Origin of the sequence: Spiribacter sp. 2438 (assembly GCF_009676705.1) — a bacterium.
Classification (GTDB): Bacteria; Pseudomonadota; Gammaproteobacteria; order Nitrococcales; family Nitrococcaceae; genus Spiribacter.
In genome coordinates, this window is the sequence record NZ_CP046046.1 from 1,886,283 (window position 1) to 1,900,931 (window position 14,649).

At 64.6% G+C, this 14,649-nt stretch carries 17 protein-coding genes; all 17 read right to left on the reverse strand.

Annotation, left to right across the window (positions count from 1 at the left end):
* Positions 1-2 precede the first annotated feature (2 nt).
* Positions 3-1,379: a F0F1 ATP synthase subunit beta gene (gene atpD, locus GJ672_RS09435; protein ID WP_154296934.1), complete on the reverse strand. Its 1,377-nt coding sequence runs from the start codon at positions 1,377-1,379 to the stop codon at positions 3-5.
* A gap of 54 nt (positions 1,380-1,433) precedes the next feature.
* Entirely contained in the window at positions 1,434-2,306 is an 873-nt protein-coding gene (gene atpG, locus GJ672_RS09440; protein WP_154296935.1) for a F0F1 ATP synthase subunit gamma, read from the reverse strand.
* 20 nt (positions 2,307-2,326) lie between these two features.
* Positions 2,327-3,868: a F0F1 ATP synthase subunit alpha gene (atpA, locus tag GJ672_RS09445; protein ID WP_154296936.1), complete on the reverse strand. Its 1,542-nt coding sequence runs from the start codon at positions 3,866-3,868 to the stop codon at positions 2,327-2,329.
* A 13-nt stretch (positions 3,869-3,881) separates the two neighbouring features.
* Entirely contained in the window at positions 3,882-4,418 is a 537-nt protein-coding gene (locus tag GJ672_RS09450; RefSeq protein ID WP_154296937.1) for a F0F1 ATP synthase subunit delta, read from the reverse strand.
* A 10-nt stretch (positions 4,419-4,428) separates the two neighbouring features.
* Positions 4,429-4,899 (reverse strand): F0F1 ATP synthase subunit B, encoded by a 471-nt coding sequence (locus GJ672_RS09455; RefSeq protein WP_154296938.1) that lies wholly within the window; start codon positions 4,897-4,899, stop codon positions 4,429-4,431.
* A gap of 24 nt (positions 4,900-4,923) precedes the next feature.
* Positions 4,924-5,178 carry a F0F1 ATP synthase subunit C gene (gene atpE, locus GJ672_RS09460; RefSeq protein WP_370517611.1) on the reverse strand — a complete coding sequence of 85 codons (255 nt, stop codon included), beginning with the start codon at positions 5,176-5,178 and terminating at the stop codon, positions 4,924-4,926.
* A gap of 79 nt (positions 5,179-5,257) precedes the next feature.
* Positions 5,258-6,028, reverse strand: a complete 771-nt coding sequence (gene atpB / locus GJ672_RS09465) for a F0F1 ATP synthase subunit A (RefSeq protein WP_154296940.1) — start codon at positions 6,026-6,028, stop codon at positions 5,258-5,260.
* A gap of 28 nt (positions 6,029-6,056) precedes the next feature.
* Positions 6,057-6,413 (reverse strand): ATP synthase subunit I, encoded by a 357-nt coding sequence (locus tag GJ672_RS09470; protein ID WP_154296941.1) that lies wholly within the window; start codon positions 6,411-6,413, stop codon positions 6,057-6,059.
* Positions 6,414-6,485: 72 nt separating this feature from the next.
* Entirely contained in the window at positions 6,486-7,346 is an 861-nt protein-coding gene (locus GJ672_RS09475) for a ParB/RepB/Spo0J family partition protein (protein WP_154296942.1), read from the reverse strand.
* Positions 7,343-8,140 carry a ParA family protein gene (locus GJ672_RS09480; RefSeq protein ID WP_154296943.1) on the reverse strand — a complete coding sequence of 266 codons (798 nt, stop codon included), beginning with the start codon at positions 8,138-8,140 and terminating at the stop codon, positions 7,343-7,345. Before GJ672_RS09480 ends, GJ672_RS09475 begins: the two co-directional genes overlap by 4 nt.
* A complete protein-coding gene (rsmG, locus tag GJ672_RS09485) occupies positions 8,137-8,769 on the reverse strand; it encodes a 16S rRNA (guanine(527)-N(7))-methyltransferase RsmG (RefSeq protein WP_154296944.1) in 633 nt (210 codons plus the stop codon). The genes GJ672_RS09480 and rsmG overlap by 4 nt, the downstream gene beginning before the upstream one ends.
* Positions 8,770-10,656: a tRNA uridine-5-carboxymethylaminomethyl(34) synthesis enzyme MnmG gene (gene mnmG / locus GJ672_RS09490; protein WP_154296945.1), complete on the reverse strand. Its 1,887-nt coding sequence runs from the start codon at positions 10,654-10,656 to the stop codon at positions 8,770-8,772.
* A gap of 69 nt (positions 10,657-10,725) precedes the next feature.
* Positions 10,726-12,048 carry a tRNA uridine-5-carboxymethylaminomethyl(34) synthesis GTPase MnmE gene (mnmE, locus tag GJ672_RS09495; RefSeq protein ID WP_154296946.1) on the reverse strand — a complete coding sequence of 441 codons (1,323 nt, stop codon included), beginning with the start codon at positions 12,046-12,048 and terminating at the stop codon, positions 10,726-10,728.
* Between the two features lies 1 nt (position 12,049).
* Complete coding sequence (gene yidC, locus GJ672_RS09500) at positions 12,050-13,711, reverse strand: membrane protein insertase YidC (protein ID WP_370517586.1); 1,662 nt, start codon at positions 13,709-13,711, stop codon at positions 12,050-12,052.
* A complete protein-coding gene (gene yidD, locus GJ672_RS09505) occupies positions 13,708-13,944 on the reverse strand; it encodes a membrane protein insertion efficiency factor YidD (protein ID WP_229381891.1) in 237 nt (78 codons plus the stop codon). The genes yidC and yidD overlap by 4 nt, the downstream gene beginning before the upstream one ends.
* The gene (rnpA, locus tag GJ672_RS09510; protein WP_229381892.1) at positions 13,929-14,255 is read right to left on the reverse strand and encodes a ribonuclease P protein component; all 327 of its coding nucleotides are present in this window, start codon (positions 14,253-14,255) and stop codon (positions 13,929-13,931) included. The genes yidD and rnpA overlap by 16 nt, the downstream gene beginning before the upstream one ends.
* Before the next feature lie 50 nt (positions 14,256-14,305).
* A complete protein-coding gene (rpmH, locus tag GJ672_RS09515) occupies positions 14,306-14,440 on the reverse strand; it encodes a 50S ribosomal protein L34 (protein ID WP_154296949.1) in 135 nt (44 codons plus the stop codon).
* Positions 14,441-14,649 lie beyond the last annotated feature (209 nt).

Below are 14,649 nucleotides of genomic sequence, written 5' to 3' on the forward strand. Positions count from 1 at the left end.
CCTTACAGGTTGGTGGCCTTCTCAACCGCCTCGTCGATGCTGCCGACCATGTAGAACGCCTGCTCCGGCAGGTCGTCGTGCTCGCCGTCCACAATCGCCCGGAAGCCACGGATGGTCTCCTTCAGGGAGACGTACTTGCCCGGCGAACCGGTAAACACCTCCGCCACGAAGAACGGCTGGGACAGGAACCGCTGGATCTTTCGCGCCCGGGTGACGGTGAGCTTGTCGTCTTCCGAGAGCTCGTCCATGCCCAGAATGGCGATGATGTCCTGCAGCTCCTTGTAGCGCTGCAGCACCTGCTGGACGTCCTGAGCCGTGTCGTAGTGCTCCTGACCCACCACCTGGGGATCCAGCTGACGGGAGGTGGAGTCCAGCGGGTCCACCGCCGGGTAGATGCCCAGCTCGGCGATGGAGCGCGCCAGCACCACGGTGGCGTCCAGATGGGCGAACGTGGTGGCCGGAGACGGGTCGGTGAGGTCGTCCGCTGGCACGTAGACCGCCTGAATGGACGTGATCGAACCCTTGCTGGTGGAGGTAATGCGCTCCTGCAGAACACCCATTTCCTCGGCCAGCGTCGGCTGATAACCCACCGCCGACGGCATGCGGCCAAGCAGTGCGGACACTTCCACCCCCGCCAGGGTGTAGCGGTAGATGTTGTCGATGAACATCAGCACGTCACGGCCTTCGTCACGGAAGAACTCGGCCATGGTCAACCCGGTGAGCGCGACACGCAGGCGGTTGCCCGGCGGCTCGTTCATCTGGCCGTACACCAGGGCGACCTTGTCGAGCACGTCCGACTCCTTCATCTCATGATAGAAGTCGTTGCCCTCACGGGTCCGTTCACCCACGCCGGCGAACACCGAATAACCCGAATGCTCGATGGCGATGTTGCGGATGAGCTCCATCATGTTGACGGTCTTGCCCACGCCGGCGCCGCCGAACAGGCCCACTTTGCCGCCCTTGGCGAACGGGCAGAGCAGATCGATCACCTTGATGCCGGTCTCCAGCAGCTCGGTGGACCCGGCCTGCTCCTCATAAGTGGGCGCCTTGCGGTGAATCGGCCAGGTCTGCTCGGCGCCGACCTCACCGGCATCGTCCACCGGCTCGCCGAGCACATTCATGATGCGGCCCAGGGTCTTCTCACCCACCGGTACCGAAATCGGCGCGCCGGAGTTGGTGACCTCGACGTTGCGCTGAAGGCCGTCGGTGCTGCCCATGGCAATGGCCCGGACGACGCCGTCACCGATCTGCTGCTGGACTTCGAGCACCAGATCCTGACCACTGACATTCAACGCGTCGTAGACCTTGGGCACGGAATCGCGGGGGAATTCGATGTCCACCACGGCACCGATGATCTGGACGACCTTTCCTGAACTCATAGCGCGGTTCCTCTTCGCGAAAGCGTTTTGTTCGTTTGAATCCGACCGTCCACGCTAGACGGCCTCGGCGCCGGCCACGATCTCGGAGAGTTCCGTGGTGATCGCCGCCTGCCGAGCCTTGTTGTAGGCCAGGTTGAGGTCGTCGATCAGCTTTCCGGCGTTGTCGGAGGCGGACTTCATCGCCACCATGCGTGCGGCCTGCTCACAGGCAATATTCTCTACAACCGCCTGGTACACCAGAGACTCCAGGTAGCGCTCCAGCAGCAGGCCGAGTGCCGCCTCGGCAGAAGGCTCATAGATGTAATCCCAGGTGTGGGTGCGTTTCTGAAGCTCGATTTCTTCGCTCTCCGGCAGCGGCAGAATCTGCTCCAGGGTTGGCTGCTGCGTCATGGTGTTGACGAAGCGGTTGTAGCAGATGGTGATGCGGTCGAGCTTGCCCTCGGCAAACTGATCCATCATCACTTTGACCGTACCGATCAGATCCTGAAGGCGGGGAATGTCCCCCAGCTGAGACACCTCGGCGACGATCGGCGCACCCAGGCGGCTGAAAAACTGAATCGACTTGGAGCCCACGGTGCAGAGCTGCAGCGAGCGCCCGGCGTGTTCCTGATCCCGCATGTCCTTGATGATGGCGCGGAACAGGTTGTTATTCAGTCCGCCGCAGAGCCCGCGGTCACTGGCGACAATGATGTACCCGACGTTGTTGACCTCCTCCCGCCGCTGCAGGAAGGGGTGTTCGTACTCCGGGTTGGCCTTGGCCAAATGACCGATCACCTGGCGCATCTTCTCGGCGTACGGCAGCGCGGCCTGCATGCGCTGCTGGGCGCCACGCATTTTCGACGCCGCCACCATCTCCATGGCCGTGGTGATTTTCTGCGTGTTGCCAACACTCTTGATCTGAGTGCGGATTTCCTTTGCGCCGGACATGCCTTAGCTACCCCGTGCCGTTACCAGGAACCGGACGATTTGAACTCGTCCAGCGCCTTGCGCAGCTGACCCTGAATCTCGTCGCTGTAATCGCCGGTCTCGTTGATCTCCTTGATCAGGGCCGCGAAGTGGTTGGCGACATACTGATGCAGTGCGGCCTCGAAGCGGCCGACTTCCTTGTTCTCGAGCTCATCCAGGTAACCCTCGTTGAGCGCGAACAGGGAGACCGCCATGAACGCCACCGACAGCGGGGCGTACTGGCCCTGCTTGAGGATCTCCATGGCCCGCTGGCCGCGTTCCAGCTGCTTGCGGGTGGATTCATCCAGATCCGAGGCAAACTGGGCGAACGCCGCCAGCTCGCGATACTGCGCCAGTGCCAGTCGAATACCACCGCCGAGCTTCTTGACGATCTTGGTCTGGGCCGAACCGCCGACTCGCGAGACCGACAGGCCGGCGTTGATGGCGGGCCGGATACCGGCGTTGAACAGGTCGGTTTCCAGGTAGATCTGTCCATCGGTGATGGAGATCACGTTGGTGGGCACGAATGCCGAGACGTCGCCGGCCTGAGTTTCGATGATGGGCAGGGCCGTCAACGAACCGGTCCGGCCCTTCACCTCGCCGTTGGTGAGGCGCTCCACCTCGGCTTCGTTAATGCGGGCGGCGCGCTCCAGCAGCCGCGAATGCAGATAGAAGACGTCACCCGGGAACGCCTCACGGCCCGGCGGGCGGCGAAGCAGCAGCGACACCTGCCGATAGGCCACGGCCTGCTTGGAGAGATCGTCGTAAACAATCAGGGCGTCTTCGCCGCGGTCGCGGAAGAACTCGCCCATGGTGCACCCGGCATAGGGCGCGATGAACTGCAGCGCGGCGGACTCGGCGGCGGAGGCCGCCACCACGATGGTGTGCTCCAGAGCGCCATGCTCCTCGAGCTTGCGCACCACGTTGGCAATGGATGCGGCCTTCTGGCCCACCGCCACGTAGACACACTTAATGCCGGTGCCCTTCTGGTTGATGATGGCGTCCACGGCGACGGCGGTCTTACCGGTCTGGCGGTCGCCGATGATCAGCTCACGCTGGCCGCGGCCCACAGGCACCATGGAATCGATGGCCTTGAGACCGGTCTGCACCGGCTGGTCCACCGACTGCCGGGCAATCACGCCGGGCGCGACTTTTTCTACCGGCGCCGTGGCCTCGGTGGCGATGGCGCCCTTGCCGTCGATGGGCTCGCCGAGAGCGTTCACCACGCGGCCCAGCAGTGCCTCACCGATGGGAACCTCGAGAATGCGGCCGGTGGTGCGAACGCTGTCCCCTTCACTGAGCTGGGAGTAGTCGCCCAGGATCACGGCGCCCACCGACTCGCGCTCGAGGTTGAGCGCCATGCCGTAGGTCTCGCCGGGGAATTCGAGCATTTCGCCCTGCATGGCGTCGCTCAGGCCGTGAATACGCACGATGCCGTCAGTCACGCTGACCACCGTGCCTTCATTGCGAGCCTCTGCCACCGCCTCGAAGTTTTCGATGCGCTGTTTGATGAGGTCGCTGATTTCCGTGGGATTGAGTTGCATCTAGTCTGTCCTCTTAACGGCTCAGGGCGCCGGTCAGGCGCGTCAGTTGGCCGCGCACCGATCCATCAATGACCAGGTCACCGGCGCGGACAATCGCCCCGCCAATGAGTGTTTCGTCGATTTCCGTGTCCAGTCGGACCTCGCGGTTCAGCTGCTCTGACAGCGCTTTGGCCAGCCGCTGACGGGCCTCGTCGTCGAGTGGCTGAGCGCTCACCACCTTGGCCTCGAGGGTGCCCTCATGGGTTTCCCGCAGGCTCTGGAACTGGCGGTTGATCTCGGGCAGCACCAGGATGCGACCGCGCTCGGTGAGCAGCCGAATCAGGTTCTGAAGCTTGGCCGGCAGAGCCTCGCCACCAATTTCAATCAGCAGGGACGCCTTGTCCGCTGGCTCGACCTTGGGACTGCGGAGCACCTGATCCACGGATTCGTGACTGACGGCCTCCGCCGCCCGCTCCAGACCGGCTGACCAGCCGGCAAGATCATCGGCGTCGAGGGCCACCTGAAAGGCGGCTTCCGCGTAGGGCCGGGCAACGGTAATCGACTGCGCCATCGTGCCTGCCTCAGACCTGCTCGGTCAGTTCGTCGAGCATTCTCTGATGGGTGCTCGCATCCACCTCGCGCTCGAGAATCCGACTGGCACCCAGAATGGCCAACTCGGAGACCTCGCGACGCAGGTCCGCTCTGGCCTGAGTGAGCTCATGCTGAATGCGGGCCTCGGCGGCCGCGCGCTCACGTTCAGCCACCGTGCGGGCTTCCTCGCGGGCTTCTTCGACCAGGGCCGAGCCCTGCCGATTGGCCTTTTCGACGATTTCCGCTGCCTGGGACTTGGCCTCGCGAATGTGCTCGGCGGCGCGCTCCTTGGCCAGTTCAAGCTCATGCTGGGAGCGCTCGGCCGATGCCAGACCGTCGGCGATACGCTTCTCGCGCTCGCTCATGGCCTGTTTGATCGGCGGCCAGACGTATTTCATCGTGAACAGGATGAACAACGTAAACGTGATCATCTGTCCAAACAGTGTGATGTTGATGGCCACGGTTCAGCCCTCCCTTCTAACCGATCAGGTCAGAGCGCCGAGCAACGGGTTGGCAAACATCAGAATGGCGGCAAATGCCACGCCGATGATGGACAGGGCGTCGAGCAGACCGGCGACGATGAACATGCGGACCTGCAGAACACCGGCGACTTCCGGCTGACGAGCGACGCTCTCCAGGAACTTCCCACCGAGCACGGCAAAGCCGATGGCGGTGCCGACGGCGGCGAAAGCAAAAATCAGCCCAATGGTGATGGCAGTGAATGACTGCACCTGAGCGATGTGAGCGGCAGTTTCCATGATTCCTCCAAGCAAGGGTCGTTAAGTTGAATCCAGAACGATCAGCCCCCGGGGGCGCCGATCAGTGTTCCTCGTAAGCCAGGCCCAGGTACACAACCGTGAGCACCATGAAAATGAAAGCCTGCAGCGGAATGACGAGAATGTGGAATATCGCCCAGGCGACGCCGGGAATCCACTGCGCGTAAATCGGCAACAGGGCAATCAGAATGAAGATGATCTCGGCCGCGTAGAGGTTGCCGAACAGCCGCATTCCCAGGGAGATGGGCTTGGCAATCAGCTCGACGATGTTGAGCATGAGGTTGGCCGGCCAGAGCAGCGGATGGGCACCAAACGGGTGACAGAAGAGCTCTTTGGCGTAGCCGCCCCAGCCCTTGCCCTTGATGCCGTAGATCACGATCAGCGCCAGCACCGTCAGCGAGAGGCCGAAGGTGGCGTTCATGTCCGCCGAGGGCAGAATTCGGATGTACTCGATGCCGACGAACTTAAGCAGTTCGGGGAACAGGTCCACCGGAATCAGGTCCATGAGGTTCCAGAGGAACACCCAGACAAAGATGGTGAGCGCCAGTGGGGCGACAAAATCCTTGGGGCCGTGGAAACTTTCGCTGACCTGGTTATCGATGAATTCGACGCAGGCTTCGACGGCAGTTTGTATGCCGGTGGGCGCTTCGACGCTGGCGCGGCGCGCCACGGCGTAGAAAATGCCGATGAAGACGAATCCCAGAAGCCAGGACACCAGCAGGGTGTCGATGTGCAGCGCCCAGAAACCCTCGCCCACGGTCATGTGGACGAGATGATGCGTGACGTACTCCGTGGCTCCACCACCAGCTGCCATGTCTGACTCTACTCCGTCTCGTCCGCGTTTATTCGATGTCGCCCAAAAGAACCAGCCCGTAGGCCGCCAGCGTGAGCGCCAGCGTGGTCACCAGGGCGGCGGCCTGGTCGCGGAACAGGAAAACGCCAAAAAATATCAGCCCCGTCCCCAGCAGCAGCTTCATCGCTTCTGCCCGGTAAAACCCGCCAAGCATCGCCCGGGGATCCTCCGCCGAGCCACTGACCGCCCACTTGAGCGCCACGTACCCGGTCATTGCGACGCTGATGCCCAAACCGGTCAGCGCCGCCAGTGCCGCGATGGGTCCCCCGATAAACCACCAGAGGGCCGCCGCGGCCAGTCCGATGACCAGCTGAAGCCGAACGATGCGCAGGGCGACTCGTCTCAAACTTCACCCCCGACCGTTGGTCGAACGGGGTTGGTCAAGGCGCCGGAAGTGTAAACGAACCGCATCACCGCTTCAACGGATGTGCTCAAGAATCCCGTCCAGCTCGTCAAGGCTGTTGTAACGGATGACCAGACGCCCCTTGCCGCGTTGGCCGTGCTCGATCCGAACACTGGCACCGAGACGGTCGGCCAGATCCTGCTGGAGACTGCGGATGTTCGGATCGGTGGAATCTGCAACCGGCGTTTCCGCCGCACCGGCCTGAAGCTGGCGAACCAGCGCTTCGGTCTGGCGGACGGTCAGGCCCCGGCGGACCACCCTGGCGGCGGCTTCGGCCTGTTGGGACTCATCGAGGGAGAGCAGGGCCCGGGCGTGACCCATCTCCAGCTCACCGGCGGCGATGTGGCGTTTCACCGCCGCGCCCAATTCCAGCAGCCGCAGCAGGTTGGATACGCCCACCCGGGATCGCCCCACCGCCTCGGCAATGGCCTGGTGGGTCATTTCGAATTCTTCGCTGAGGCGCTTGAGCGCCGTGGCCTCCTCCAGCGGATTGAGATCTTCCCGCTGGATGTTTTCGATCAGCGCCACCGCCACCGCCATCTCATCGGGAATGTCCCGAATGATGGCGGGGATGGCCTCCAGCCCGGCCAGCTGGGCCGCCCGCCAGCGCCGCTCACCAGCGATGATTTCGTAGCGCTCTGCCCCGGGCAGCGGCCGCACCACGATGGGCTGCACCACGCCCTGAGCCCGAATCGAATGGGCCAGTTCCTGCAGGGCGGCCGGATCGAATTCCCGACGCGGCTGATACCGGCCGCTTTCCAGCTGGTCCAGCGGCAGATCCCGGAGATCGGCGTCGGGGCCCGCGGGGGTTTCGCCGGTGGCTTCGCCCAGCAGGGCGTCCAGCCCGCGTCCCAGACCACGACGTCGATTGCTCATGCCACGCCTCCTGCGGTGGCGGCGTTGGCCTGCTGACGGTTCAGCAGTTCCGAAGCCAGCGCCATGTAGGCGACCGCGCCCCGGGAGCTGCGGTCATACTGAAGCACCGCCAGGCCGTGGCTGGGAGCCTCGGCCAGGCGCACGTTGCGGGGAATCTGGGTCCGGTAAACCTGACCCGGAAAATGCTCCAGCAACTGAGCCCCCACCTGGTTGGACAGATTATTGCGACCGTCGAACATGGTCCGGACCAACCCCTCGATCCGCAGGGCCGGGTTCACGGTCTGGCGGATCCGCTCGATGGTATTGAGCAGGGCGGACAGCCCCTCGAGTGCGTAGTACTCGCACTGGATGGGGATGAGCACCTGATCGGCGGCCACAAAGGCATTCACCGTCAGGACGTTCAGTGCCGGCGGACAATCGATGAGAATGTGGTCGTAGCCGGCGCGAATGGGCTCCAGCGCCTCGGCAAGACGCTTTTCCCGGCCGTCTCCCGTGCCGGTCAGGGCGACTTCTGCGGCGGTCAGGTCGCCGTTGGCGGGAAGCAGGTCGAATCCCCCGCTGAGCCCGGTGCATCGAACCGCCTCCGCGGATGCTTCACCCATGAGCAGTTCGTAGTTGGTGGCCTCCACCGCGCTTCGATCCAGGCCCGCCCCGACGGTGGCATTGCCCTGGGGGTCCATGTCCACCAGCAGAACCCGCCGGCCATTGCCGGCCAACGCCGCGGCGAGATTGACGCAGGTGGTGGTCTTGCCGACGCCGCCCTTCTGATTGGCGACGGCGAGGGTCTGGGTCATGGCGAATTCCTCATAATGAGCAGTTGACGTTCCGCATCCAGACCGGGCACGTCAAGTGTCTGCCAGCGGCATGATACGCCGTCCTCCTTCAGACCTGCCAACTCCGCGGGCTGTCGGCGCCCCTTCATGGCGAGCGCCGGGGCGCCCGGGCGCAGCAGGTGGGAGACTCCCCGCCAGAAGGCGGCCGCGTCCGTGAATGCCCGACAGATCACGGCATCGTAGCCGGACTCGGGGGCGTGGTTTTCGAGGCGGTCGTGAACCACCTGAACGTTGCCGAGCTGCAGTTCCAGGCAGGCCTGCCGCAGAAATCGGACTTTCTTGCCGTTGGATTCCAGCAGCGTAATCGGTCGGTCCGGGTCGGCCATGGCCAGTGGAATACCGGGCAGGCCGGGGCCCGTACCCACATCCAGTAACGTCCCGACGGGCAGCCAGGGGCGAACCACCAGGCTGTCCAGCAGATGTCTGGGGATCATTTCAGCGGGATCACGAACCGCTGACAGGTTATAGACCCGGTTCCAGCGCACCAGCAGATCCCGATAGGCCAGCAGGGGCTGTGCCAGATCGACGGGCAGGGAGAGCTGACGAAGCGCGGCGGTCAGTAATGCCCGGGGCGGGCGATCCGCGCCCACTCAGGCACTCTGCCGGGACGGTCCCCGACGCAGATGCACCATCAACAATGACACCGCCGCCGGGGTCATGCCGGGGATGCGGGCGGCCTGACCCAGGGTGGCGGGTCGATGGCTGGCGAGCTTTTCCCGAACTTCGGCGGACAGCCCCGGCACGGCCCGATAATCCAGATCCTCGGGCAGCACCAGGTGCTCGCTCTGCTCATGCCGGCTGACCTGGTCCGCCTGACGTTTCAGATAGCCGGCATAACGGGCACGAATGGTGACCTGTTCGCGAACGCGGGGCGCCGGATCGGCCGCGTCCATGGCCGGCAAGTCGGCCAGCTGCTCATAGTCCAGCTCGGGCCGTCGCAGCAGACCCAGCAGGTTCTGCTCTCGACGAAGCGGCTGACCAAGCCGCGCGGCGCCGGCGTCCTCACCCAGGTCCTGAGGACGCACCCAGGTGGTCTCGAGCCGGCGGTATTCGACGTCGATGGCGTCCCGATAGGCTTCAAAGGCCTGCCAGTCAGCGTCGTCCAGCAGCTGATACTGCCGCGCCACGGGCATCAGGCGCAGGTCGGCATTGTCCTCCCTCAGCTGCAGCCGGTACTCCGCCCGGGAGGTGAACATTCGATAGGGCTCGCTGGTGCCCCGGGTGGTGAGGTCATCCACCAGAACCCCCAGATACGCCTCATGCCGCTGCGGCACCCAGCGCGGCAGGTCGCGAACCCGGGCCACGGCGTTGATACCGGCCAGCAATCCCTGGGCCCCGGCCTCCTCATAACCCGTGGTGCCATTGATCTGCCCGGCCAGCAGCAGGCCCGGCAGGTGCAGGCTCTCCAGGCTGGGCTGCAGATCGCGGGGGTCGAGGTAGTCGTATTCGATGGCATAACCCGGGCGAGTGATGCGGGCGGATTCCAGTCCCTCAATGCTGTTCACCAGCGCCACCTGGGTGTCGTAGGGCAGGCTGGTGGAAATGCCGTTGGGATAGATCTCGCGACTCTCCAGGCCCTCGGGTTCGAGGAAGATCTGGTGGCCGTCCCGATCCGCAAAGCGCACCACCTTGTCCTCGATGGACGGGCAGTACCGGGGGCCGACACCGTCAATTTCGCCGCTGAACATCGGCGAGCGATGCAGATCACCCTGAATGATTTCGTGGGTCCGCGGGTTGGTGTGGGTGATGTGGCAGGGCACCTGCCGCGGGTGCTCGTCGCCACGACTCCAGCGGGAGAAGTAGGGGGCCGGGTCGTCACCGGGCTGCTCGGCAAGCCGCGACCAGTCAATGCTGCGGGCATCAATGCGGGGCGGGGTGCCGGTTTTAAGTCGACCCACCCGCAGCGGCAGCTCGCGCAGACGCGCGGCCAGTGCGTTGGACGCCGCGTCGCCGGCCCGACCGCCGGAACGGTTGTGGTCACCGATGTGGATTCTGCCGCCCAGGAACGTCCCCACGGTCAGCACCACGGCGCCGGCGCGCAGCGACAATCCCATGCCGGTCACCACGCCCCGAACCTCGCCGTTCTCGACAATCAGGTCCTGGACCGTGTCCTGAAACAGGCTCAACGATTCGAGGCCTTCGAGCTCCGCCCGAACCGCCTGCCGATAAAGCTGGCGATCGGCCTGGGCCCGGGTGGCCCGAACGGCGGGGCCCTTGCGCTGATTGAGGGTTCGAAACTGAATGCCCGCCCGATCGATGGCTCGCCCCATGATGCCGCCCATGGCATCGATTTCGCGCACCAGGTGACCCTTACCGATACCCCCGATGGCCGGGTTACAGCTCATCTGGCCGATGGCATCCAGGCTCTGGGTCAGCAACAGGGTGCGAGCGCCCATGCGCGCCGCCGCGCTGGCCGCTTCGGTGCCGGCGTGGCCGCCCCCGACCACGATGACGTCGTGTATCCGATTCAAATCCATGGGGCGCAATGATACCGGCGCCGTCCGTCACCGGGAACCACAACGTCCCGGCCCCGCCGGCGGCGCGGGCTATTTGCCGATACAGAAGGTGGAAAAGATGCGACCCAGCAGATCTTCCGTGCTCACCGCGCCGGTGATCTCGCCGAGCCGGGTCTGGGCCTCGCGCAGGGACTCCGCCACCAGTTCCTCGCCCGCACCGCTCCGGGCGGCGTCCTGGGCCTCCTCTAGCGCCAGCGCGGCGGCGTCCAGTGCCTGGAGATGGCGTCGCCGGGCAATGAAAACGGCCTCGCCATCGTCCAGGCCAAGGGCGGATCGCAGATGCTCGCGAAGCGCCGGCAGCCCGGCGCCGGTGAGTGCCGACACCGCCACGCCGTCCTCATGGGCGCCCGCCACCCGGCCGCTCAGATCGATCTTGTTCATCACCCGACTCACCGGTACGCCGGCCGGCAGCTCCTCGTCCATGGACGCTTGCCGTTCGGTATCGTCCTCAACCAGCAGGATACGGTCGGCATCCGCCATGGCCGCCCGGGCGCGGCGCACGCCCTCCTGTTCCACCACGTCACCCCCCGCGCGAAGGCCGGCGGTGTCCAGGACCCGCAGTGGCAGGCCATCCAGATGCAAGTGGGCGTCGAGAACGTCCCGGGTGGTGCCGGCCAGTTCGGTGACGATCGCCGCGTCCCGCCCCACCAGGGCGTTCAGCAGGCTGGACTTGCCCGCGTTGGGCCGACCGGCGATGACCACCGTGCGACCCTCCTGGAGCTGCTGCCCCCGGCCCGCTGCGGTGCGGGCCCGGGCCAGTTCATCCGCCAGCGCGTTCAGGCGCGCGGTGAGACTTTCAAGGGCAAGGCCTTCCAGTGGCTCTTCCACAAAGTCGATGCTGGATTCGAGGTGCACCCGCAGGTCGGTGAGCTGGTCCACCAGGCGCTCCACCGTGCGACCGAATTCGCCCTGCAGAGACCGGATAGCGGCTTTGGCGGCGGCTTCGCTGCCGGCCTCGATCAGATCCGCCACCGCCTCGGCGCGGGTGAGATCGATGCGGCCATTGAGAAATGCGCGGCGGCTGAATTCGCCGGGCTCGGCCAACTGACACCCCAGCGACAGCAGCCGTTGCAGAAGCCGATCCATCACCACCGGCCCGCCATGGCCGTGGAACTCCACGACATCTTCGCCGGTGAATGATCCGGGCCCCGGAAACCACAGCACCAAGCCCTCATCCAGCGCCTCGCCTTCGGCGTTCACGAAGGTGCGAAAGGCGGCCTGGCGGGGCGGCGGCAATCGGCCCGCCATGGACTCGGCCAGGGTCTGGCAAAGCGGGCCCGAGGCCCGAACAATGCCCACCCCACCGCGCCCCGGCGGCGTGGCCACGGCGCAAATGGTGGGGGTGGTGGTCATGTCAGCTCTTCGCGCCGGACTCGATGCGCCGGGTGATGAACCATTGCTGCAGAATCGACAGGCTGTTGTTGGTCACCCAGTAAAGCACCAGACCCGCCGGGAAGAACATGAAGAACACCGTAAACACGAACGGCAGCCCCATCATGATCTTCTGCTGAATGGGGTCCATGGGCGCCGGATTGAGCTTTTGCTGCAGGAACATGGTCGCCCCCATCAGCACCGGCAGGATGAACCACGGATCCCGCACCGACAGGTCATTGATCCACAGAATCCAGGGTGCCTGGCGCAGTTCAACACTTTCCAGCAACACCCAGTAGAGGGCGATGAACACCGGAATCTGGATCAGGATGGGCAGACACCCGCCCAGGGGGTTCACCTTCTCCTTTTTGTAGAGCGTCATGAGCTCCTGGTTCATCGTCTGCTTGTCGTCGCCGTAGCGCTCGCGCAGTTTCTGCATCTCGGGCTGCAGCTTGCGCATGCGCGCCATGGAGCGATAACTGGCCTCGGAGAGTTTGTAGAAGACCAGCTTGATGCCCAGGGTCAGCAGAATGATGGACCAGCCCCAGTTGCCCACCACGCTGTGGATCCAGTCCAGGGCGATGAACAGGGGCTTGGAAATAATGGTGAGCCAGCCGTAATCCACAGACAGGTCCAGGTCCGTGGCGATGGCCGACAGACGATCCTGCTCCTTGGGGCCGACAAACAGCCGGGTTTCGAACTGGCCGCTCTCCCCCGGGGCCACTTCGAACCAGGGAGCGCTCTTGCCGAGGATGTACTCGCCGTTACTGACCCGGGAGTAGTACCGCAGGGTCATGTCCGACGGGGGCACCCAGGCGGCGAGGAAATAGTGCTGGATCATGGCCAGCCAGCCATCGGTGATGGTCCGCGACAGGTCCTCGTCTTCCATGTCGCCGAAACTGATCTTCTGGAATTTGTTCTCCGGGCTGTAAATTGCGCCTCCGGTAAAACTGGCGGCCCCGAAAAAGCCGGGGCTTTCACGCTCGGTGGTCCGCCGCAGCTGGCTGTAGTTGTAGCCGCGCCAGGGCTCCCCGGAGGCGTTCTCCACCTCGTGGATCACCCGAATCAGATAGCTGTCCCGCTCGAAGACATAGCGCCGCGTGACGGTAATGCCGGTATCACTGGTCCAGCGGAGGGGTACCTCCAGCTGATCCTGGCCCTCGTCCAGCGCAAACGCCTCGTCAGTGGCACTCCACTGCGCCCGATGCCCCGGCGCCTCGACGTTGTCCCCAACCAGACCTGACTGCGCAAAAAACAGCGGATCGGACCGACCGAGGAGCCGGAATGGGGTGGGGTCGTCCACTGCCAGGGTGTGCTGCAGCAGATCCGCCTGCTGAATATCGCCACCGTCCAGAGCAATCTCGATGTCCAGCAGATCCGTGGTGACCTCGATCACCTCGGCAGACACCTCCCGGGGTGCCTCAACTTCCGGTACCACCCCGGGCTCGGTCACACCGTCCGCCGGGGGGGCGTCCGGTGCCGGCGCATCCGGGCTTACCTCGTCGGGCGCCGGATCGGCTTCTTCGGTAACGGCCGGCGGGGCGTCCGGTCGTCCCGGACCATAGTCCTGCTGCCAGGCGCTCCAGATCAGGAGCATGACCAGGGCAAGCGCGATCAGCAGGAAAAGGCGTTGGTTATCCATCATCGACGGGAACTCGTGGATTTTCGCTCCGGGACAGGATCAAGACCGCCCGGATGCAGGGGGTGACAGCGCAGAATGCGCCGGATGGCGTAGTACCCGCCTCGCAGCGCGCCATGGGTTTCAATGGCCTCAATGGCATAGCTTGAGCAGGTGGGATGGAATCGACAGCATGGGCCCAGTAGCGGGCTGATGCAGTATCTGTAAGCCCGCACAAGGGCGATCAGGAGGGTGCGCATTCGCGGGTTATCCGTTGCCAGAGTCGATCCAGTGCTGCCGATAGTGTAGCGCTTTCCGTCTGCCTTGCGAGGGGCCGGACCATCACCACGACATCCACCGGCGGTAGTGAACCCTGCTGGTGCCGGAAACTTTCCCTGATCAGCCGCTTGAGGCGATTGCGATCAATGGCTCGTGGCGCCACTTTGCGGGAAACAGCCAGGCCCAGCCTTGCCCGGTCAGTGGTCCCCGCCGCGGCCAGAATGGTGAAGTAGCGATCGGCGAAACGTCGGGCCCCGGCAAAAACCGCATGAAAGTCACGGCTCTCGGTCAACCGTGCGGATCGGGGAAAACCGCTGTCGGGGCCCTGGCCGGTCACCTGTTCTATGGGGTCAGGCGGGCCCGTCCCTTGGCGCGCCGACGTGCGAGTATCTTGCGGCCATTGCGCGTCGCCATCCGGGCCCGGAATCCGTGATTGCGCTTGCGCTTGATGACGCTGGGTTGGAACGTCCTCTTCATGACGATGCCGCCTTGTCTGTGTTGATATCGTTGGAAAAAACAGCCGATAAGAATAGTCCGCCGCCAGGATCACTGTCAACGAATGGCCCGTCGCGTCACGGTGACCGGGTTCTGGTACCACTCGGAGGCAACGGTTAGACTCGAGGCAACGCAATGGGCACTGGTGTTAGCCGTGCCTCCACCCCGCGGGATCTGGAGGAAGAGCATCC

Bases quoted from the DNA above. Each gene is read 5' to 3' on its own strand.
- GJ672_RS09450 (WP_154296937.1), bottom strand. From the start codon at position 4,418: ATGGCGCAGTCGATTACCGTTGCCCGGCCCTACGCGGAAGCCGCCTTT.
- mnmG (WP_154296945.1), bottom strand. From the start codon at position 10,656: ATGGATTTGAATCGGATACACGACGTCATCGTGGTCGGGGGCGGCCAC.
- atpA (WP_154296936.1), bottom strand. From the start codon at position 3,868: ATGCAACTCAATCCCACGGAAATCAGCGACCTCATCAAACAGCGCATC.
- atpB (WP_154296940.1), bottom strand. From the start codon at position 6,028: ATGGCAGCTGGTGGTGGAGCCACGGAGTACGTCACGCATCATCTCGTC.
- GJ672_RS09480 (WP_154296943.1), bottom strand. From the start codon at position 8,140: ATGACCCAGACCCTCGCCGTCGCCAATCAGAAGGGCGGCGTCGGCAAG.
- yidC (WP_370517586.1), bottom strand. From the start codon at position 13,711: ATGATGGATAACCAACGCCTTTTCCTGCTGATCGCGCTTGCCCTGGTC.
- GJ672_RS09475 (WP_154296942.1), bottom strand. From the start codon at position 7,346: ATGAGCAATCGACGTCGTGGTCTGGGACGCGGGCTGGACGCCCTGCTG.
- atpG (WP_154296935.1), bottom strand. From the start codon at position 2,306: ATGTCCGGCGCAAAGGAAATCCGCACTCAGATCAAGAGTGTTGGCAAC.
- yidD (WP_229381891.1), bottom strand. From the start codon at position 13,944: ATGCGCACCCTCCTGATCGCCCTTGTGCGGGCTTACAGATACTGCATC.
- atpD (WP_154296934.1), bottom strand. From the start codon at position 1,379: ATGAGTTCAGGAAAGGTCGTCCAGATCATCGGTGCCGTGGTGGACATC.
- rpmH (WP_154296949.1), bottom strand. From the start codon at position 14,440: ATGAAGAGGACGTTCCAACCCAGCGTCATCAAGCGCAAGCGCAATCAC.
- mnmE (WP_154296946.1), bottom strand. From the start codon at position 12,048: ATGACCACCACCCCCACCATTTGCGCCGTGGCCACGCCGCCGGGGCGC.